Below are 16576 nucleotides of genomic sequence, written 5' to 3'. Positions count from 1 at the left end.
AACACGTGGATCTCCTCGAACGGGACCGCGAGGTCGCCGTCGTCCGCGCGGCGATCGACCGGGCGGCGGCCGGGCAGGGGTCGGGCATCGCGGTCACCGGGGAGCCGGGCGCGGGCAAGTCGACCCTCCTCGCGGCGGCCCGCGCGGCCGCGACCGGCCCGCGTCTCCTCCTCGGCGGCTGCGACCCGCTCCTGACGCCCCGGCCGCTCGGCCCGTTCCGCGACATCGCCGTGGCCGGCGGCCTGGGACCGCTGCTGCCCGGTGCGGACGGGGTCAGAGGTGAGGAGGCCGGCGACCGCGGCGCGGAACTGGCACTCGCCGGCGTCTGCGAGCGGATCTACGAAGCGCTGCGCGGCGAGACGACGGTCCTGGTGGTCGAGGACCTGCACTGGGTCGACGCCGCCTCGGTCGAAGTGCTGCGTTTCCTCGCGCGCCGGGTCGAGGCGATGCCGCTGGCGCTGCTCGTGAGCTACCGGGACGACGAGATCGGTCCGGGCCACTCGGCCCGCCCGCTGCTCGGCGACTTCGCCCGGCTGGCCGCGCTGCGGACCCTCGACCTGCGGCCGTTGTCCCGCGACGCCGTCCGCGCCGTCGTCGGGGGCACCCGGCTGGACCCGAGTCGCGTGCACGAACTGACCGGTGGGAACCCGTTCTTCGTCACCGAGATCGCCAAGGAGCCCGACCGCCCGCTGCCGACCTCGGTCCGCGACGCCGTGCTCGCCCGCACCGCCGACGTCACGCCGGACGACGTCGAGGTGCTCCAGATGGTGGCGACCGCGCCGGACCGGCTCGACGACCGGGTGCTGCCCGCGCTCGGCGTCGACCTGCCCACGTTGCGCCGTCTCGACACGACCGGCCTGCTCACCCGGGCCCGCGGCGGTCTGGTCTTCCGGCACGAGCTCGCGCGCCAGGCCGTCGAGAGCACGATCCCACCGGGCGGCGCCCCCCGGCTGCACGCTCGACTGCTGGCCGCGCTGGAGCGGATCGAGCCGCGCGATCCCGCCCTCCTCACCCACCACGCGGTCGCGGCCCACGACGGGGCCCGGGCGGCCGAGTACGCGACGGCCGCCGCCCGCCAGGCGATCCAGGCCGGTTCCCACAGCGACGCGGCGGCGTTCTTCGAGACGGCGCTGGAGCACCTCGCGACGGCGCCCGCGCTCGACCGGGCCGACCTGCTCCACAGGCTCGCGGTCGAGCAGTACATGACCAGCCGCCTCAGGGAGGCGATCGCCACCGTGAGCGCGACGTTCCCACTCTGGCAGCAGGCCGGCGACCAGGCTGGACTCGCGGCGGCGTACGACACCTGCGCCGTGTTCGAGTACTACAACGGCCGGCGCCGGCAGGCGGAGGCACACGCCGGGCGCGCCGCCGCACTCTCGGCCGGGCCGGAGCTGGAGCAGTCCCACGCCCGCGCCCAGACGACCCGGGGCTACCTCGCCTACATGCGCGGCGACGTGACCCTGGCCCGGCGCTACCTCGACGGCGCGATCGACGCCGCGGAGCGCCACGGCCAAGCGGAGCTGGCCCAGCGCGGGCGCATCCTGCGGACCTCCGCCGCCCTGCTGGCCGGGGACACCGACGCGCGGATCCCGCTGGCCGACGACATCGAGCGGGCCCGCGCCCACGGCTGGGACGAGCTCGCGTCGACGGGCTACTCCAGCCTCGCCAACCTCGACGTGGAGCAGCGGCGCTACCACGAGGGCCAGCGCGTCCTCGACGAGTCCCTGCCGTTCACCGTCGAGCGCGACATCCCGATCTGCCGGCACTGGCAGACCGCCGTGCGCGCGCGGCTGCACTTCGCCCGCGGCCGGTGGAGCGCGGCGGTCGAGGACGCGGAGCAGGTGATCGAGGATCGCGGCATGCCGCTCGCGACGCTGTGGCCACTGCTCGTCACCGCTCTGGTGCCGCTGCGCCGGGGCGCGGACGTCCCGGCCGCCGCCGCACTGGCCGCCCTGGACACCGCCTGGGACCTCGCCGAACACCTCGACGAGCCGCTGCGCCGGCTGGCGGTGCTCTCCGCGCTGGCCGAACGGATGTGGCTCACCGAGGTGCCCGACGCCCGGGTCACCCGCGCGGCCGCCGCGATCACCGAGACCGGGTCGCCCGCCAGCCCGGCCGGCACGGCCACCGGTACTGCCGGTACTGCCGGCACAGCCGGCGCGACGGGGATCGCCGGGACGGCCTGGGCCGCCGGCGACCTCGCGGTCTGGCTGGCCCGGCTCGGGCTGCTGAGCCGCTGGCCCGACGAGGTGGCGCCGCCGTTCCGGCTCAGTCTCACGGGCGATCACGACGAGGCCGCGTCGTGGTGGCGTCGTACCGGTGAGCCCTTCGCCGAGGCGATGGCGCTGTGCGACTCCCCCGACCCCGGCCAGCGGGCACACGGCGTGGAGCTGCTGGACCAGCTCGGCGCCACCGGCACCGCCGACCGGCAGCGGGCGGCCCTGCGCCGCGACGGCATCACCCAGCTTCCCAGGCGGCCCCGCGAGAGCACCCGGGCGAACCCGGCGGGCCTGACGAACCGTCAGCTCGACGTGGCCAGGCTGGTCGCCCGAGGGCTGACCAACGCCGAGATCGCCACCCGCCTCTACATCTCGGTGAAGACCGCCGACCATCACGTCTCCGCCATCCTCACCAAACTGGACCTGCCGACCCGCCGGGCGGTGGCCCTGCGCGCCGACGAGCTCGGTCTCGGCTGACCCGGTACGCGACCACCGGAGCCTTCGACGAGGGTTGTTGCATTCCGAGGGCGCGTACAGCTCTACATCACCCGCGCGCACTCGCGCATAATCGACCGAAACCTCGTTGACGAGGCCAACGTACGGATGTTATATCGAAGTCACAGGTAGAGAGCGCGGACCCCGAGAGGACGCCATGGCCGGAAGATCATCATCCTCGGACTTTCCCGCCCAGATCCGGACACTCGCCGCGGAATATCGTGGCCTGTCGTCGCGAAGCGGATTCACCGAGGTTTCCAGGATGGGCTCCGAGGGCACTGAGGGCACTGAGGGCAGCGAGACCTCCGAACGTTCGGAAAGCACCGAGAGCAGCGAAAGCAGCGAGACCACGGAACGCAAGGAGACGATGGAGCGGCCGGTGGGTCTGCTTCGCGGTCCACGCTGACCGGAAGACCGTCATGGACCCGGCTTCTCGGGAATCGCCGGCGGACGAGATCGGCTCCGACGAGGAACTGCCGTTCATCCCCGCCGAGGCCAGGCCGGCGGCCGTCGCGGACCTTGCGCGGACGGCTTGGCAGGTCGCCGAGGCCCTGTTTTCCCTGGATGTCCCGGGGCCATGACTCTCCTGGTCATCGCCCCGGACACGGACGACACCGCCGGCCGGTTCGCCGATTTCGCGAACCGTGGCGGCGTGCCGACAGTGGTGGCGGCCGAGTTCGGTCGGGTGGGAATCACGGTGCGCGTGACCCGGGATCGCGTCTGCCGCACGCGGATCACGATCGACGAGGTGGAGGTCAGCGGGGTACTGACCCGGGGGCTGGGCGACTGGGGTCACGAGCCGGACACGCAGCGGGCCTTCGTCTCCGCCGAGAGGTACGCGGCCTTCTGGTCGGCGGTCGCGCTGTGGCCCGGGCCTGTCGTGAACAGACCGTCCGCTCGGGGGTTCTTCCCGCGCCTGGATCCGCTGGAGCTCGCAAGGTACGGTGCCGTCGCCCCGCCGCGCACGGTGATCCTCAATGCGGGATCCGCACCCGGAACCACGATGTACCGCCTGCCCAGCTGGGCGATGGTGGATCCCGATGCTCCTCGGAGCAGGTTCGACGTCGTGCAGATCGGCGACAGCGACCCGAGCCGTACCCGCCGGGTCGTCCTTGCCGGATCCACCGCGTTCGATGTGAGCACGACCGGGGATCGTCTCGACCCGGACCTGGCTGACCGGGTGGCCCCCGTCATCTCCTGGCTTCGGCGGAGCGGAATGGATTTCGTCGATTTCACGGTGGAACTGGAAGACGGCGTCACTCGGCTGCTCGACGTGTCGTGCTGGCCCGACCGCCGCCTGTTCCCGCTTGTCGAGGAGCGGGTCTACACGGCGCTGCTGAATCGGCTCACCTCATGATCCTGTGCCTCGGCCTGGCGGCCGACCCGACCTTCACCGCCGGGGTCCGGGCCCTCCGGCGGGCACGGGTCGCGTTTCGGTCCGTCGACCTGCCGTCGCTGGCGATGCGCGGCAGTATCCGCGTACCGTTGGACGGCCCCGACGAAACCGAACTCTCGCTGTCCGGCGAGAAACACCGCCTCGGTGACTTCTCGGGAATCTGGTGTCGCCTCATGGACGTCTCCGCGGCCGCACCGACCCCGGAACTGGCCGCGGCCGCCGGCGGGCAGGCAGAGGCTTTAGCGCGAATATTGGAGGCGGTCCCCGGCAAGGTGATGAACCCCCCGCTGCGCGAAGCGTCAGGATTCACCAAGGTTCTGCACGCGGTCACCCTCGGCGAGGTCGGTGGCTGGCGGATCCCGGAGACCTGCCTCACCTCCGATCCCGTGGAGGCGTCGCGGTTCATCCGGGGCTGCCGCAACGGCGCGATCTTCAAGGGCGCGAGCGCCACCAAGACCTGGGCGACCGTCCTCGAGCCGCGTCACGAGGCCGACCTGCCACGCATCAGGCGCCTGCCGGTGCTCTTCCAGGAGCGCGTCATCGGTCCTGACGTACGGATCCACGTGGTCGGCGACCGGTCGTTCGGTGAGCTCATCGACTCGCCGGTGCTCGACTACCGGACAGTCCGCGGCGTCAACGGCTACCGGCCGCTGACCCCGCCCCCAGAAGTCGCCGACGGATGCGCTCGCCTCACCGAGTTCTGCGGGGTGCCGTTCCTGGGCGTCGATTTCAAGATCGACCGTGCGACGGGGGAATGGTACTTCCTGGAGGCCAACTCGATGCCGTGCTTCGAGGGATACGACGAACGCGCGGACGGTGTCATCTCCCGCGCGATCGTCGACTGGCTCAGCACACCGAGCCGCTGACCCACCGCATGCCACGCACGTCGGACCGTGGTCGCGCGGGAGCCGGCCGGCCACGCGGGTGCGCGGGTCCTGTCGGCCGCTGGACGGACGTCGACGACGGGCAGCCCGGCGGGCTGGGGCGTCTCCCCCGGCGGAACGGGGTGATCAGGCCTCGGGAATCGGCATGCCGAAGTTCGCGAGGGTGATGTCACCGGGCTCCGGGCCGCCGCGCCGGTCGGTGTCGAGGCCGTCGATCGCGGCGAGCTGCCGGTCGGTCAGCTCGAAGTCGAACACGTCGAAGTTCTCCGCGATCCGCTCCGGCCGTGTCGACTTCGGGATCGTCGACCGGCCCTGCTGCAGGTGCCAGCGCAGCATCACCTGGGCCGGCGTCCGGCCGTGCGCCTGCCCGATCTCGCCGATCACCGGGTCCCGCAGGGTGCTGTCGTGGGCGCTGTCACGGTAGAAGGTGATCCCACCGATCGGCGACCACGCCTGCGTGTGGATGCCGTGCTCGGCACCGAACTCCTGCACCGCGCGCTGGGCGAAGTAGGGATGCACCTCGATCTGGTTCACCGCGGGGACGACACTCGCCCGCTCGAGCAGGGCGGTGAGGTGCTCGACCATGAAGTTGCTGACCCCGATCGCACGGACCTTCCCGTCGGCGAGCAGCGTCTCCAGGGCACGGTAGGCCTCCAGCGTCCGGTCGAAATCCGACGGCAGCGGCTGATGCAGAAGGAGCAGGTCGATCCGGTCGACGCCGAGCTTGCCCGCGCCCTTCTCGAAGCCGTGCAGGGTCTGGTCGTAGCCGAAGTCACTGATCCAGATCTTGGTCTCCAGGAAGACCTCGGCCCGGTCGACACCGGACTTCAGGACGGCCTCCCCGACCTGCCGCTCGTTGCCGTAGACCGCCGCGGTGTCGATGTGCCGGTAACCGGCCGACAGCGCCGCCGCGACAGCAGACGAGGTCTCCTGCGGCGGGGTCTGATAGACACCGAGGCCGACCGCGGGCATCTCGACCCCATTGTTCAGCGTTACGGGTGTCACGGTGGACATGGGGTGGTTCCCCTTCCGTCGAGATCGGAGACGATCTTCCGCGTGTGCTCCGCGGCGCGGACCCGACCGTAGCGGAAGGCCGGGTGACCACCGCACGACGATGACCGCCTACAGCGGCAGAGTCGCCACCATCGCCCGGGTACGCACCGACAGGTCCGTCCCAGGGGGCGGTCGCCAGCGGCCGGGGCCGGATTACCCCTCCGCGTCGAGCCGTATATCTGAGCGAGGCGACAAAGCCAGACCCGCGGGGCCAGCCGAGCACGCGGACGGCCCGCATCACGCGAACTGTCGGCCCAACACTGGCTGCCACGGGCAAAGAATTGACCGAATGCGCAAAGACGCCCACGGCCCGGCCGCCGATGATGTGTCGAGGCGGCATCGCCCGCGCATCCAGGCGGGCACGGCCGCGTCTTCACCCGATCCCCGATTCCCGTGAAGGGTTGGAAGATGACTCGTGGGACGCGATTACTCGTCACCGCTGTCGCATGCTGCGCGGCGCTCCTGCTGGGGGCCTGCGGCGGCGGTGGCGGTGATCCCGCCACGTCCACGGGGCCCTCGGGCGAGCCGGTGGCGGGCGGTGAAGGACGGATCCTCACGCTGAGCGATCCGCGCACCCTGGATCCGGCGGTCCTCGGGAACTCGTACGCGTCCGGCGCGCTTCTGGGCAATGCGCTGTACGGGACCCTGATGACCAACGACGCGGCGGACAGGGTCCGGTACTCGATGGCCGAGTCGTTCACCACGGCCGACAACGGCAGGACCTTCACCCTGAAGCTGCGGCCGAACCTGGTCTTCTCCGACGGCACCGCGCTGGACGCCGAGGCCGTGAAGTTCAACTGGGACCGGACCAAGGACCCGGCCGTCGGCTCGGCCCACCGGTCGGAGGCGGCGACCATCGCATCGTCCGAGGTGGTGGACGACGTCACGCTGAAGGTCACCCTGGTCACCCCCGTGCCGAGGTACGCCCTGTCCGTCCTCGCCTCCTCGATGAACTGGATCGCCTCACCCGCGGCCCTGCGGAAGGGCCAGCAGGCGTTCGACGCGAAGCCGATCGGCGCGGGACCGTTCACCCTCGAGAGCTGGACCCGTCAGGCCGACATCCGGCTCGTCCGGAACCCCCGGTACTGGGACGCGCCCAGGCCCTACCTCGACCGCCTCACCCTGCGCACCGCGCTCGACGGCAACCAGCGCTACAACACGCTGCTCACCGGAGGCGCGGACGTGGCCATCGACTCCAGCTGGATCAACCTCGACAAGGCAGCCAAGGCAGGCCTGCCGACAAACATCATGCAGCTCAACGGCGGCGTCTTCGCGGCGCTGAACATGCGCCGGGCACCGTTCGACGACATCCGCGCGCGTCAGGCGGTCGCGGCGGCACTCGACCCGGAGGCACTGAACCTCGCGGCCTACAACGGAACCGCGCGGCTGGCCGACACGCTTTTCACCGACGCCTCCCCCTTCTACTCCGAAAAACCGCTGCGCAGGACGGACAAGGCGACCGCCCAACGGCTCCTCGACGAGCTGGCCGCCGACGGAAAGCCGCTGTCCTTCACGTTCACCAGCTCCTCCAGCAGCGAGAACAGGGCACTCGCGGAGAACATCCAGGCCCAGCTCAGCGCCTTCAACAACGTCAAGGTCCAGATCAGGACGATTGAGCTCGCCGAGTTCGTCCAGCTCCGCCGGACACTCGACTTCGACGCGGTCATCACGTCCGCGCTCTTCCAGGACCCCGAGCCCCGGTTGTCGACGGTCTTCGCCGGGGGCTCGGCGGCGAACATGCCCGGCATCGACGACCCGGCGCTGAACGAGGCGCTGCAGACCGGCCGGACCGCGACCTCGGAAGAGGAACGCAGGGCGGCCTACGACACCGTGCAGGAACGGCTGACCGCACTGACCCCGTTGTTCTTCATCGCGCGCGGGGCGCTCGGCGCCATCTCGAGCAGGAATGTCGGCGGCCTCGCGCAGTACGGCCTCGGTTCCCTGCTGCCCGAGAAACTGTGGATACAGCGGTGACCGAGTAGCCTCAACAGGCCGAACGCTCGCCGACGACGATGGGCGGAACCAGCGTATGCGTGATCCAGGAGTGCTCCCCGACGGTGCGGAGGTCGCGCGGCGGCTCACCGCCGAGGCGCTCGTGGCCGAACTGTTCAGCCGGTACGACGCCCGCGACGTCGACGCCGCGCTGGCGCTGTACACCGAGGACGCGACGGTGTTCCAGGCCCACGGGAGGGACGCCGTCCGGTCCGTGATGGAGCGTGGCATGTCGCCGCTGCGCGGTCGGCACCTGATCACGAACCTGCGGGCCTGGTCGCTCGACGCCGACCACACGGTCGTCGAGTACACGGCGGCGGCGTTCACGCTGGAGGGCGAGGGGCCGTTCTCCGCCCGGTCCGTGTTCGACCACCGCCAGGTCCAACGGCGCGAGCCGGACGGCGTGTGGCGCATCGCCGAGCACGAGATCAGTGGCTACACCCCGCCGGCCTGACACCCCGCCGACCTGAGACCCAGTCGGCCCGGCACTCCGCCGGCCGGAAACCTCGCCGGCCGGGTATCCGGCCGCCGCGGGCCCGGAAAGCGGGGTCAGCTCACCCGGAAGTTGTGGGTGCCGTCCCGGTCGAGCTGCGCGACCAGGCCGTATTCCCACTCGAGATAGGCCTCCATCGCCGAGCGGGCGTTGTCGGTGCCCTCGTACGGACGCCGGTAGCGGTCGAGCGGTGTCTCGGTGTAACACGCGGGCTCCGTCTCGACCGGTCTCCCGCTGGCCCGCCACCCCGCCGTCCCGCCCGCGAGGGCGTAGGCCGGGATCGCGGTGAGTCGGCCGAGGTCGGCTGTCGCGAACCGCGCGAGCAGGCCGTCGCCGGAGGTGAGGACGAGCCGGTCCGCGGGCGGCAGGCGCCGCAGCGCGACGGCCAGCCGGGAGCGGCTCGCGTGCCACGCGCCGGGGATGTGCCCGGCGGCGTAGTCACGACCGGCTCCGACGTCGACGACCACCGTCCCCTCGGCAGGCTCCCCCAGCCAGCCCGCCAGCTCGCCGGGCGCGACGGACGGCACACCCGGCGGCGCCGGCGCCGGGGAGACCGGCCAGCCCCGCTCGGTCCGGCCGGCGGCGCCCACCTCCGCCACCACCCAGGTTTCCCAGCCCATCTGGGCCAGCCAGGAACCGGTCATCGCCGCGCGGACGCCGTCGTCGTCGGCCAGCACGATCCGGGCCCCGCGCACCGGCGCGTGGTGGTCGGTCTCCTGAACCAGCTGCCCGCCCGGCGCGTGCCGGAAGCCCGGCAGGTGACCCGCCTCGTACTCGGCCGCCGAGCGCACGTCGAAGCGGTAGACCGTCCGGCCGGGCGGGGGCGGTCCCGTCAGGTCGGCGGCCGGGGCGAAGCGGACGCCGGCCAGTTCGGCGGCGGCCCGGGCGCCGGCCCGGGCGACCTCACGGTGGGCCGGCTCGACCCGGGCCGGCGCGGCCGCGGTGGCCGAGTGGTCCAGATCCTGGCCGGCGAGCACCCAGCCGATCGTGCCGTTGCGCAACGCCGCCACCGGGTTCGGCAGCCCGGAGTTGATGAGCGACTGGGCGCCGATGATGCTGCGGGTGCGCCCGGCGCAGTTGACCACCACCTGGGTCGCCGGGTCGGCGGCCAGCTCGCGGATCCGCAGGACCAGCTCCCCGCCGGGCACGCTGGTCGCCGTCGGGATGCTCATCGTGTGGAACTCGTCGGGGCGGCGGGCGTCGACGACCACCACGTCCTTCCCCGCGTCGAGCAGCGCCCGCAGCTCGGGAGCGGAGACCGACGGCGTGCCCCGGACCGATTCGACCAGTTCCCCGAACGCCTTGCTCGGGGTGTTGACGTCGATGAACAGCTCGCCGCCCGACGCGGTCCACCCGTCCAGGCCGCCCAGCAGGAGGCGCACTTGGGTGTATCCGAGCTCGACCAGGACCTCGTGGGCCCGCTGCGCCGGCGCGACGGCGTCGCCGTAGACGACCACGAGAGTGTCGCGCCGGGGGATGCGCTCCCAGACCTCCAGCTCGAGGCGTGAGAGCGGAACGTTCGCGGCCCACAGCGGGTGTCCCTGCGCGTACAGCGCCTCCTCGCGCACGTCGACGAGCGCGATCTCCTGGCGCCGGCGCAGCAGGTCGCGCACGTGTTCCGGCGAGATCTCCAGGGGTGTCATCGTGGTCCTTCCGGGTTGCGCGGTCGGCTCATGACCGTGTTCCGGCCGTGCCTGGCGAGGGCACGGCCGGAGCGTCGGCACGCGGGCGGAAACGTCAGGAGGAGCCGATCGTGACACCCCTGAACGAGATCTGCCCGGGCAGCTTCGGCAGCGGCGAGATGCCCGTGGCCAGGATGTACGGCCGGGGGGTCGCGTAGGTGTAGATGTTCGGGTTGGAGGTGAGGCCCGCGACCGTCGCGGCCGCCAGGTTCTTCTTCAGGTCCGGCGAGTCGAGCGGTGTCGCACGCACCTTTGCCAGCGCGGCCTTGAACTCCGCCGACTGGAACGGGCCGCTGAGGTTCAGCGGGCCGCCGCCGAAGTTCGCGGTGAGCGTCTGCCCGAACGAGTCACGTCCCGCGTAGCTGTAGTCGGTGATGGCGAGCGTCTTGGCGAAGAACGACGTGGACCAGTTCGGATCGACCTTGATGTCCAGGTCGACACCGACCGCCTTGAACTGGGACTGCAGCACCTCGTCCGGGGGTGTCGGCTGCGACACCACGAAGGGAAGCGACAGGCGCCTGTCCGTGGTGTTGTAGCCCGCCTCGGCCAGCAGCTGCCGTGCCTTGTCCGGGTTGTAGGGGTGGAGGTCCTTCGCCTCCTGCGCGTACGCCGGGTAGTAGCTCGGGTACGGCTCGGCGGTCACCTCACCATGGCCGAACGCGGCCTGCTCGACGAACTGCTCGCGGTTGACGGCGTAGTGGATCGCCTGCACGACCTTCGGGTTGTCGAACGGCGCCTTGTTGAGGTTCACCGGCACGAAGTAGCCCTGGTAGCCGTAGCCCCAGTCGTCGAGGACCTGCAGGCCGGCCTTCTTCGCCGGGTCGATCTGGGCGACGTCGCCGATCGCGAAGTTGTACGTGCCGGTCCTGATGCCCTGGACGACGCTGTTCGGGTCGTTGTTGAACGTGATCTCGATCCGGTCGACATGGATGTTCTCGGCGTCCCAGAAGTCCGGGTTCTTGACCAGGCTGACGCTCGCGTCCGGGGTCAGGCTCTCCACCTTGAACGGACCCGACCCGACCGGGGCGGTGGTGGCCAGGGCCTGCGGGTTGTTCCTCGCGGCCGTCTCGCTGGCGAGCAGACCGGCGCCGCGCGCGCCGAACAGCGTGGGAATGTGGTGATCCGGCTGCGTCAGATTGATCCGGAAGGTCAGGTCGTCGATCACGTCGATCGATCTGACGGAGTCCAGGTCACCGGCGAGCTGGGAGTTCTTCTGGGTCTTGGCCCGGTTGATCTGGTACTGCCAGGCCTCGGCGTTGACCGGGGTGCCGTCGGTGAACTTGAGCCCGGGCCGCAGGTGGAAGGTGACGGCGTCACCGGTCGTGTTGTACTCCCAGCTCCGCGCCTGTTGGGGATGCGCGTTGCCCTGGGAGTCGACCTGGGTCAACGAGTCGTAGACGAGGTCGAGGTACTGGGTGTTGCGGGTACCGCCGGCGACCACCGGGTCCCAGGTGCTCACGCTCCAGGTGCCGGCCCAGTTGATCACCCCTCCGGAGGCGGAGCCGGTACCGGACCCGCCGCTGCTGCCGCGGCGGCGCACGTCGCTGCTTCCGCCGTCGGCACCCACCAGGTAGCGGGCGCGCACCTCGCGACGCTCGGCCGAGTCGACGTCCTCCAGCAGTGCCGTGACGGTGTCCTCGCCCTCATGGAACCCGAGGAGCCGCCAGCCGCCCGCGACCGTCGTGCCCCGCTCCGCGAGCCGTCGCAGGAAGGCGTGCTGGAGGACCGTCTGCGGCCGTCGGATCGAGTCCTCGAACGAGAAGTCGTTTCCCGGGCGCTTACGAAACGACGGCCCGGGCGGGTCGAGGAGATCGTGCCCGACGAGCGAGGTACGCAGCCGGCCGCCACCGTGGTTCCACTCGGGCGGAAAGGTCCAGCCGGCCCGGATCGCCTCGTAGACCCCCCACCGCCGGAACAGCTCGACGGTCCGCGACGAGTGGCCCATCGCACCGGCCCGGACCAGCGACGCCGAGGTCGCGGCGTCGACAACGGCGACCTGGACCCGGTCATGGTTCAGCTCCAGGGCGGTGGCCAGGCCGGACGGCCCGGCGCCGACGACCAGAACCTCCACCTCCCGCGGCGGCGTGACGCGTGGGAAACGCACCGTCTCGACGTCCCGCCAGCCGCGACTGATCTCATTCTTGGCGAGCATCAAGTTCCTTCCTGACGACATGGGACCGCGGACGGCCTCGACCGATCGCCACATTTCCGGCCGCACGGACGACCCGCGGCCCGCGGCCACCGGGAAAGGCATGGCAGCGCGCAGCCGACAAAGGTCGGACTGACGACCCGGGTGATGTCCGTGACCCGGCTGAAGGCGCGCCGAATGACGGCACGCGAAATCCGGTCGCAGTGGGCCGGGGTTGGAGGGCGCCTCGGTCAGGTCCGGAAGGTCAGCGCCGCGTCAACGGGAGAGACCGCGCGGGCACGGCGGGACTCGACCCGGCGCTGGAGCGCTGGCGGCACCGTTCCGCTCCGCTGGCCCGGATGGGAGAGTGAGGAGTTCGGCGCCGTGCGGGTTTCGCTGGCCAGCCGTCCTCGCGGTACGAGTACGTGGGGGTGTGAACCCCTGACGATCAGGACGGCCTTACCACCCCGGCACCGGCACGGCTACGCACAGAGCGCGCTGGCGGTCCGCCTGAAGTCGATGTGAGGCGCTTGTACACAAGCGTCTCGAGGTCCACGATCCGTGGCCTGCCCCGCCTGGACCTCCTGTGTCAACATTTCACCCCTTGACTATTTCTCGCACCTCCGGGAAGTCTGCCCTGCTTGGACGGTTCCGCGCGGTCAGACATCAGGGGATGTAGTAATGACGTAACAAAGGAAGAGCCGGTCCGCGCGTGGCAGGTGCCGCAGAGGGTCCGCCGATCCGGGCCATGGCCTACCCCACCCGGGCTTACCCTGGTATCGACCGGAATGGACGGCGAAGGAGATCTCCCTATGTCCAGGTGTCCGCACACACACTGTCGACGGTCCCGATGAGCGCGCCGGTGGTCGTCGCGGTGGTGGGTGGTGGGGCCAGCGGTTGCCTCGCCACCACCCAGCTGGCGAGGTCCGTGGCGGTTACCGGCCGCAGGTTCACGATATTGCTCGTCGAACCGGACGACATCGGTGCGGGCCTGGCCTATCTGACCCGGGATCCACGCCACCGGCTCAACGTGCCGGCCGCGAAGATGAGCGCCTTCGACGACGACCCGCAGCACTTCCTGCGCTGGCTTCGTCGGCACGTCGCGGTCGACTTCCCTCCCGGTGGTTTCGCGCCCCGGCAGTTCTATGGCGACTATCTCCGCCACACGCTGGAGGAGACGCTGCGCGCCGCGCCCGGGGTGCGCTGCGAGCGGGTGCGCGCCCGCGCGACGGACGTCCGCCGGCACGGCCGCCGGCTGCGGCTGACACTGGACGACGGGACCAGCCATCCGGTCGACGGTGTCGTTCTCGCGCTCGGCCACGGTGCCGCGACGACGTCGTGGGCTCCGCCGGCGCTGGCCCGGTCGCCTCGGTTCGTCGGTGACCCGTGGCGGGCGGACTCCCAGCCGCGCGTCCCGGCCGGCAGCGACGTGCTGCTCGTCGGCTCGGGCCTGACCATGGCCGACATGGCCCAGCGCTGGAGCCGGTCCGGGGTGCGCCTGCACGTGGCCTCACGCCACGGGCTGCTCCCGCTGCCGCACGCGCTGGACCCGGCGCCGCCGCTCGCCGCCCCGGAACTGCCCGACGGTCCGGTGAGCCTCGCCCGGGCCCGCGGGCTGGTCTTCGACCAGATCCGCGCGGCCGGTGGCGACTGGCGGCGAGCCGTGGACTCACTGCGCCCGGTGACGGCCGAGCTGTGGTCCCGCATGGACACCACTGCCCGGTCCCGTTTCGTCGCCACGACGATGCGGCGCTGGGACCAGGTCCGGCACCGCGTCGACCCCGCCGTCCACGCCTGGCTGGAGCAACGCCGCGCCGAGGGATCGCTGGTCGTGCACGCCGCGCGGGTCCTCGACGCCCGGGAGACCGCGGCCGGCGTCGAGGTCTCGCTCAGTGACGGCACCCAGGTGCTCGCCGCGGCCGTGGTCAACTGCACCGGTGCGGGCGGCGGTGTGCGGACCAGCCACGATCCCCTGGTCATGAACCTGCTCGCCGCCGGCCTGGCGACCCCGGACAGCCTGGACCTGGGCTTCGCCACCGAGGGATCCGGGCGGCTGGTCGCGGCCGACGGGCCCCGGCCGGCGATCTGGGCCATCGGGCCGTTGCGGCGCGGGGAGCTGTGGGAGAGCACGGCCATCCCCGAGCTCCGCGGCCAGGCGGCCGCGCTCGCCCGCGCCGTCGTGGCCGCCCTGCCCGGGCCACGGGTCGTCCGACGGGTCCGCGATCCCTACGGTCTGCCCCTCACCGCCAGTCCGGAGGCGGCCGGTCGCTATGTCGCCGGGCTCGGCCGGATCCTGCGGGTGCGCTCCGGAGCCGAGACGCTGGTGGCCGAGGCGGTCGCGGCCGATCCCCAGTTCGCCCTCGGGCAGGCGGTGCTGGCGCTGCTCGGTGCCGAGTGGGGCGCCGACGTCGACGTGGAGACGGCGCTGCGGAACGCGCAACGCCACGCCGCCCGGGCCGACGAGCGTGAGCGGCGTTTCGTCGAGGTGGTCGCCGCCCGGATCCGCGAGCCGGGAGAGGCCTCGGCCGCGGCGCTGCTGAGCTACATCCACACCTACCCGGAAGACGCCCTGGCCGTCAGCATCGCCGTGCCGACGATCGCGTTCAGCGGCGCGACGGAGATCCCCGCCGAGGCCTGGGCCCTGGTCGAGGGACTGGCCGCCGTCTACCGCGACGACTGGTGGTACCGGGGGCTGCTCGCCTTCACCCGACAGGAGCAGGAGAACTGGGACGAGGCGGCCGAACTCGCCGCGCTGGCGCTGGCCGTCGAACCGACCGCCGGCCACGCCGTCCACGCGAAGACCCACGTCCACTACGAGACCGGCGACCACGAGGCCGGGCTGGCCTGGTTGGACGCCTGGATCTCGACCTGCGGGTCGGACTCGTCGCACCGGGCGCACTTCGCCTGGCACGCGGCCCTGCACGAGCTCGCACTCGGTGCCGACAGCGCGGCCCAGGCACGTTTCTCGACCCAGCTCTCGCCGCCGGCCGTCTCCGGCGTCCGGGCGCTGATCGACTCGGCGTCGCTGCTGTGGCGCGGCTTCGCGGCCGGTGCCTGGACGTCGGTGGAGCTCGGGCCGGTGCTGGCGACCGTCCCCGGCGCGTTGCTCGTCGATCCGCCGACGCCCTTCGTCGGGCTGCACTCGGCGGTCGCGCTCGCCGCCGCGGGGGACTGCCGCCGACTCGCGCAACTACGCCGTTCGGCGGCCGCCCGGAGCAGCCCGGCGTTCACCGACACCGTCGCGCCACTGGCGGACGCCCTGATGCACCTCCTGCACGGTGATCCCGACCGGGCCACCGACGCGCTGATCGCCCTGCCCGGCGTCGAGCGGCTCGGCGGCAGCGCCGCCCAGCGCGAGATCGTCGAGGACACCACGATCTACTGCGCCATCCAGGCCAACCGACCCGACATCGCCCAGGCGCTGCTCCGGACCCGCCTCGAGCGCCGCTGCTCCCCCCGCGACGTCCACCGCCGCGCGCAGCTGCGCGCCGGCCAGCGGACCGCGCCCTCGGTACCGGGCGACTGACCGGTGGTTCAGGGCGCGGTCGGAGGTGTCGTCCAGTAGCCGCGGGTGCGTAGGTGTTCGACGGTGACGGCGGCGCAGGAGCGTACGTGTTCCTCGCTGGTGCGGGCCGCCGCCGTGACGTCGCCGGCCCGGATCTCGGTCAGTAGTCGTTCGCGGTATTTCGTCTCGTTGTTCTCCCAGGCGGGGGCGTCGTAGTAGAAGCTGCCCTGCAGGACGCCGCCGAGGAAGTCGAGGATCGCGTCGAGGCGTGGTGATTTGCCGGCGGTGGCGATGATCTGGAAGAACCGGCGGTCCAGGCTCCGGCGGCGGGTCTCCTCGCCGGTGGTGGTGATCTCGCGGTGCAGTCGGGCGAGTTCCTCGATCTGCGTCGGGGTGAGGGTGCGCACGGCGCGTCGGGTGGTCATTCCGGAGACCAGGGCGACAACTTCGTAGTGGTCCTCGATGTCCTCGACGGTGACCTCGGCGACGAACGCGCCGCGCCGGGGGACGGCGTCGACGAAGCCTTTCTGTGCGAGTTCGATGAGGGCCTCGCGGACCGGGGCGCGGCTGATCCCGAGCGCGTCGGCGACCTCGTCCTGATCGATTTTGCTGCGTGGGGGTAGCGCGCGGGAGACGATCGCCTCCCGGATGAAGTCGGCGGCCTCGTCCTTGAGGTTGCCGTAGCGCCGCCGACCCGAGGCGAGCCGCCGGATCGCACTCGGGTCGGCG

The 16576-nt window shown here is 71.9% G+C and carries 10 protein-coding genes; 6 read left to right on the top strand and 4 right to left on the bottom strand.

Annotated elements, in window-relative coordinates:
* Positions 1-5 precede the first annotated feature (5 nt).
* The 3 genes from B056_RS0119240 (at position 6) to B056_RS0119220 (ending at position 4976) form a co-directional block, all read left to right on the top strand.
* Positions 6-2696: an ATP-binding protein gene (locus tag B056_RS0119240; protein ID WP_018503494.1), complete on the top strand. Its 2691-nt coding sequence runs from the start codon at positions 6-8 to the stop codon at positions 2694-2696.
* 595 nt (positions 2697-3291) lie between these two features.
* Positions 3292-4071: a hypothetical protein gene (locus tag B056_RS0119225; RefSeq protein WP_018503492.1), complete on the top strand. Its 780-nt coding sequence runs from the start codon at positions 3292-3294 to the stop codon at positions 4069-4071.
* Positions 4068-4976: a hypothetical protein gene (locus tag B056_RS0119220; protein ID WP_018503491.1), complete on the top strand. Its 909-nt coding sequence runs from the start codon at positions 4068-4070 to the stop codon at positions 4974-4976. Before B056_RS0119225 ends, B056_RS0119220 begins: the two co-directional genes overlap by 4 nt.
* A gap of 144 nt (positions 4977-5120) precedes the next feature.
* Here B056_RS0119220 and B056_RS0119215 read toward each other — a convergent pair whose 3' ends face one another.
* The gene (locus B056_RS0119215) at positions 5121-6008 is read right to left on the bottom strand and encodes an aldo/keto reductase (protein ID WP_018503490.1); all 888 of its coding nucleotides are present in this window, start codon (positions 6006-6008) and stop codon (positions 5121-5123) included.
* A 447-nt stretch (positions 6009-6455) separates the two neighbouring features.
* On the opposite strand from B056_RS0119215, the gene B056_RS0119210 reads away from it, so the two are divergent.
* Together B056_RS0119210 and B056_RS0119205 are read left to right on the top strand one after the other, a co-directional pair.
* Complete coding sequence (locus B056_RS0119210; protein WP_026239878.1) at positions 6456-8021, top strand: ABC transporter substrate-binding protein; 1566 nt, start codon at positions 6456-6458, stop codon at positions 8019-8021.
* Between the two features lie 55 nt (positions 8022-8076).
* Positions 8077-8493 (top strand): YybH family protein, encoded by a 417-nt coding sequence (locus B056_RS0119205; RefSeq protein ID WP_195905927.1) that lies wholly within the window; start codon positions 8077-8079, stop codon positions 8491-8493.
* Between the two features lie 95 nt (positions 8494-8588).
* Here the strand turns inward: B056_RS0119205 and B056_RS0119200 are convergent, their stop codons facing one another.
* Positions 8589-10175 carry a rhodanese homology domain-containing protein gene (locus B056_RS0119200; RefSeq protein ID WP_018503487.1) on the bottom strand — a complete coding sequence of 529 codons (1587 nt, stop codon included), beginning with the start codon at positions 10173-10175 and terminating at the stop codon, positions 8589-8591.
* 94 nt (positions 10176-10269) lie between these two features.
* Positions 10270-12366: an ABC transporter substrate-binding protein gene (locus tag B056_RS43660; protein ID WP_018503486.1), complete on the bottom strand. Its 2097-nt coding sequence runs from the start codon at positions 12364-12366 to the stop codon at positions 10270-10272.
* A gap of 826 nt (positions 12367-13192) precedes the next feature.
* On the opposite strand from B056_RS43660, the gene B056_RS0119190 reads away from it, so the two are divergent.
* Entirely contained in the window at positions 13193-15868 is a 2676-nt protein-coding gene (locus tag B056_RS0119190) for an FAD/NAD(P)-binding protein (protein WP_018503485.1), read from the top strand.
* Between the two features lie 8 nt (positions 15869-15876).
* Here the strand turns inward: B056_RS0119190 and B056_RS0119185 are convergent.
* Positions 15877-16576, bottom strand: a 700-nt coding sequence (locus B056_RS0119185; protein WP_018503484.1) for a GntR family transcriptional regulator, incomplete at its 5' end; no start/stop codon positions are given.

It is taken from the genome of Parafrankia discariae (genome assembly GCF_000373365.1).
Taxonomy (GTDB): Bacteria; Actinomycetota; Actinomycetes; order Frankiales; family Frankiaceae; genus Parafrankia; species Parafrankia discariae.
Note: the sequence above shows the minus strand (reverse complement) of the source record. Positions and strands in the feature narration are given on the sequence as shown.

Bases quoted from the DNA above. Each gene is read 5' to 3' on its own strand.
- B056_RS0119190 (WP_018503485.1), top strand. From the start codon at position 13,193: ATGAGCGCGCCGGTGGTCGTCGCGGTGGTGGGTGGTGGGGCCAGCGGT.
- B056_RS0119215 (WP_018503490.1), bottom strand. From the start codon at position 6,008: ATGTCCACCGTGACACCCGTAACGCTGAACAATGGGGTCGAGATGCCC.
- B056_RS0119205 (WP_195905927.1), top strand. From the start codon at position 8,077: ATGCGTGATCCAGGAGTGCTCCCCGACGGTGCGGAGGTCGCGCGGCGG.
- B056_RS43660 (WP_018503486.1), bottom strand. From the start codon at position 12,366: ATGCTCGCCAAGAATGAGATCAGTCGCGGCTGGCGGGACGTCGAGACG.
- B056_RS0119200 (WP_018503487.1), bottom strand. From the start codon at position 10,175: ATGACACCCCTGGAGATCTCGCCGGAACACGTGCGCGACCTGCTGCGC.
- B056_RS0119225 (WP_018503492.1), top strand. From the start codon at position 3,292: ATGACTCTCCTGGTCATCGCCCCGGACACGGACGACACCGCCGGCCGG.
- B056_RS0119220 (WP_018503491.1), top strand. From the start codon at position 4,068: ATGATCCTGTGCCTCGGCCTGGCGGCCGACCCGACCTTCACCGCCGGG.
- B056_RS0119210 (WP_026239878.1), top strand. From the start codon at position 6,456: ATGACTCGTGGGACGCGATTACTCGTCACCGCTGTCGCATGCTGCGCG.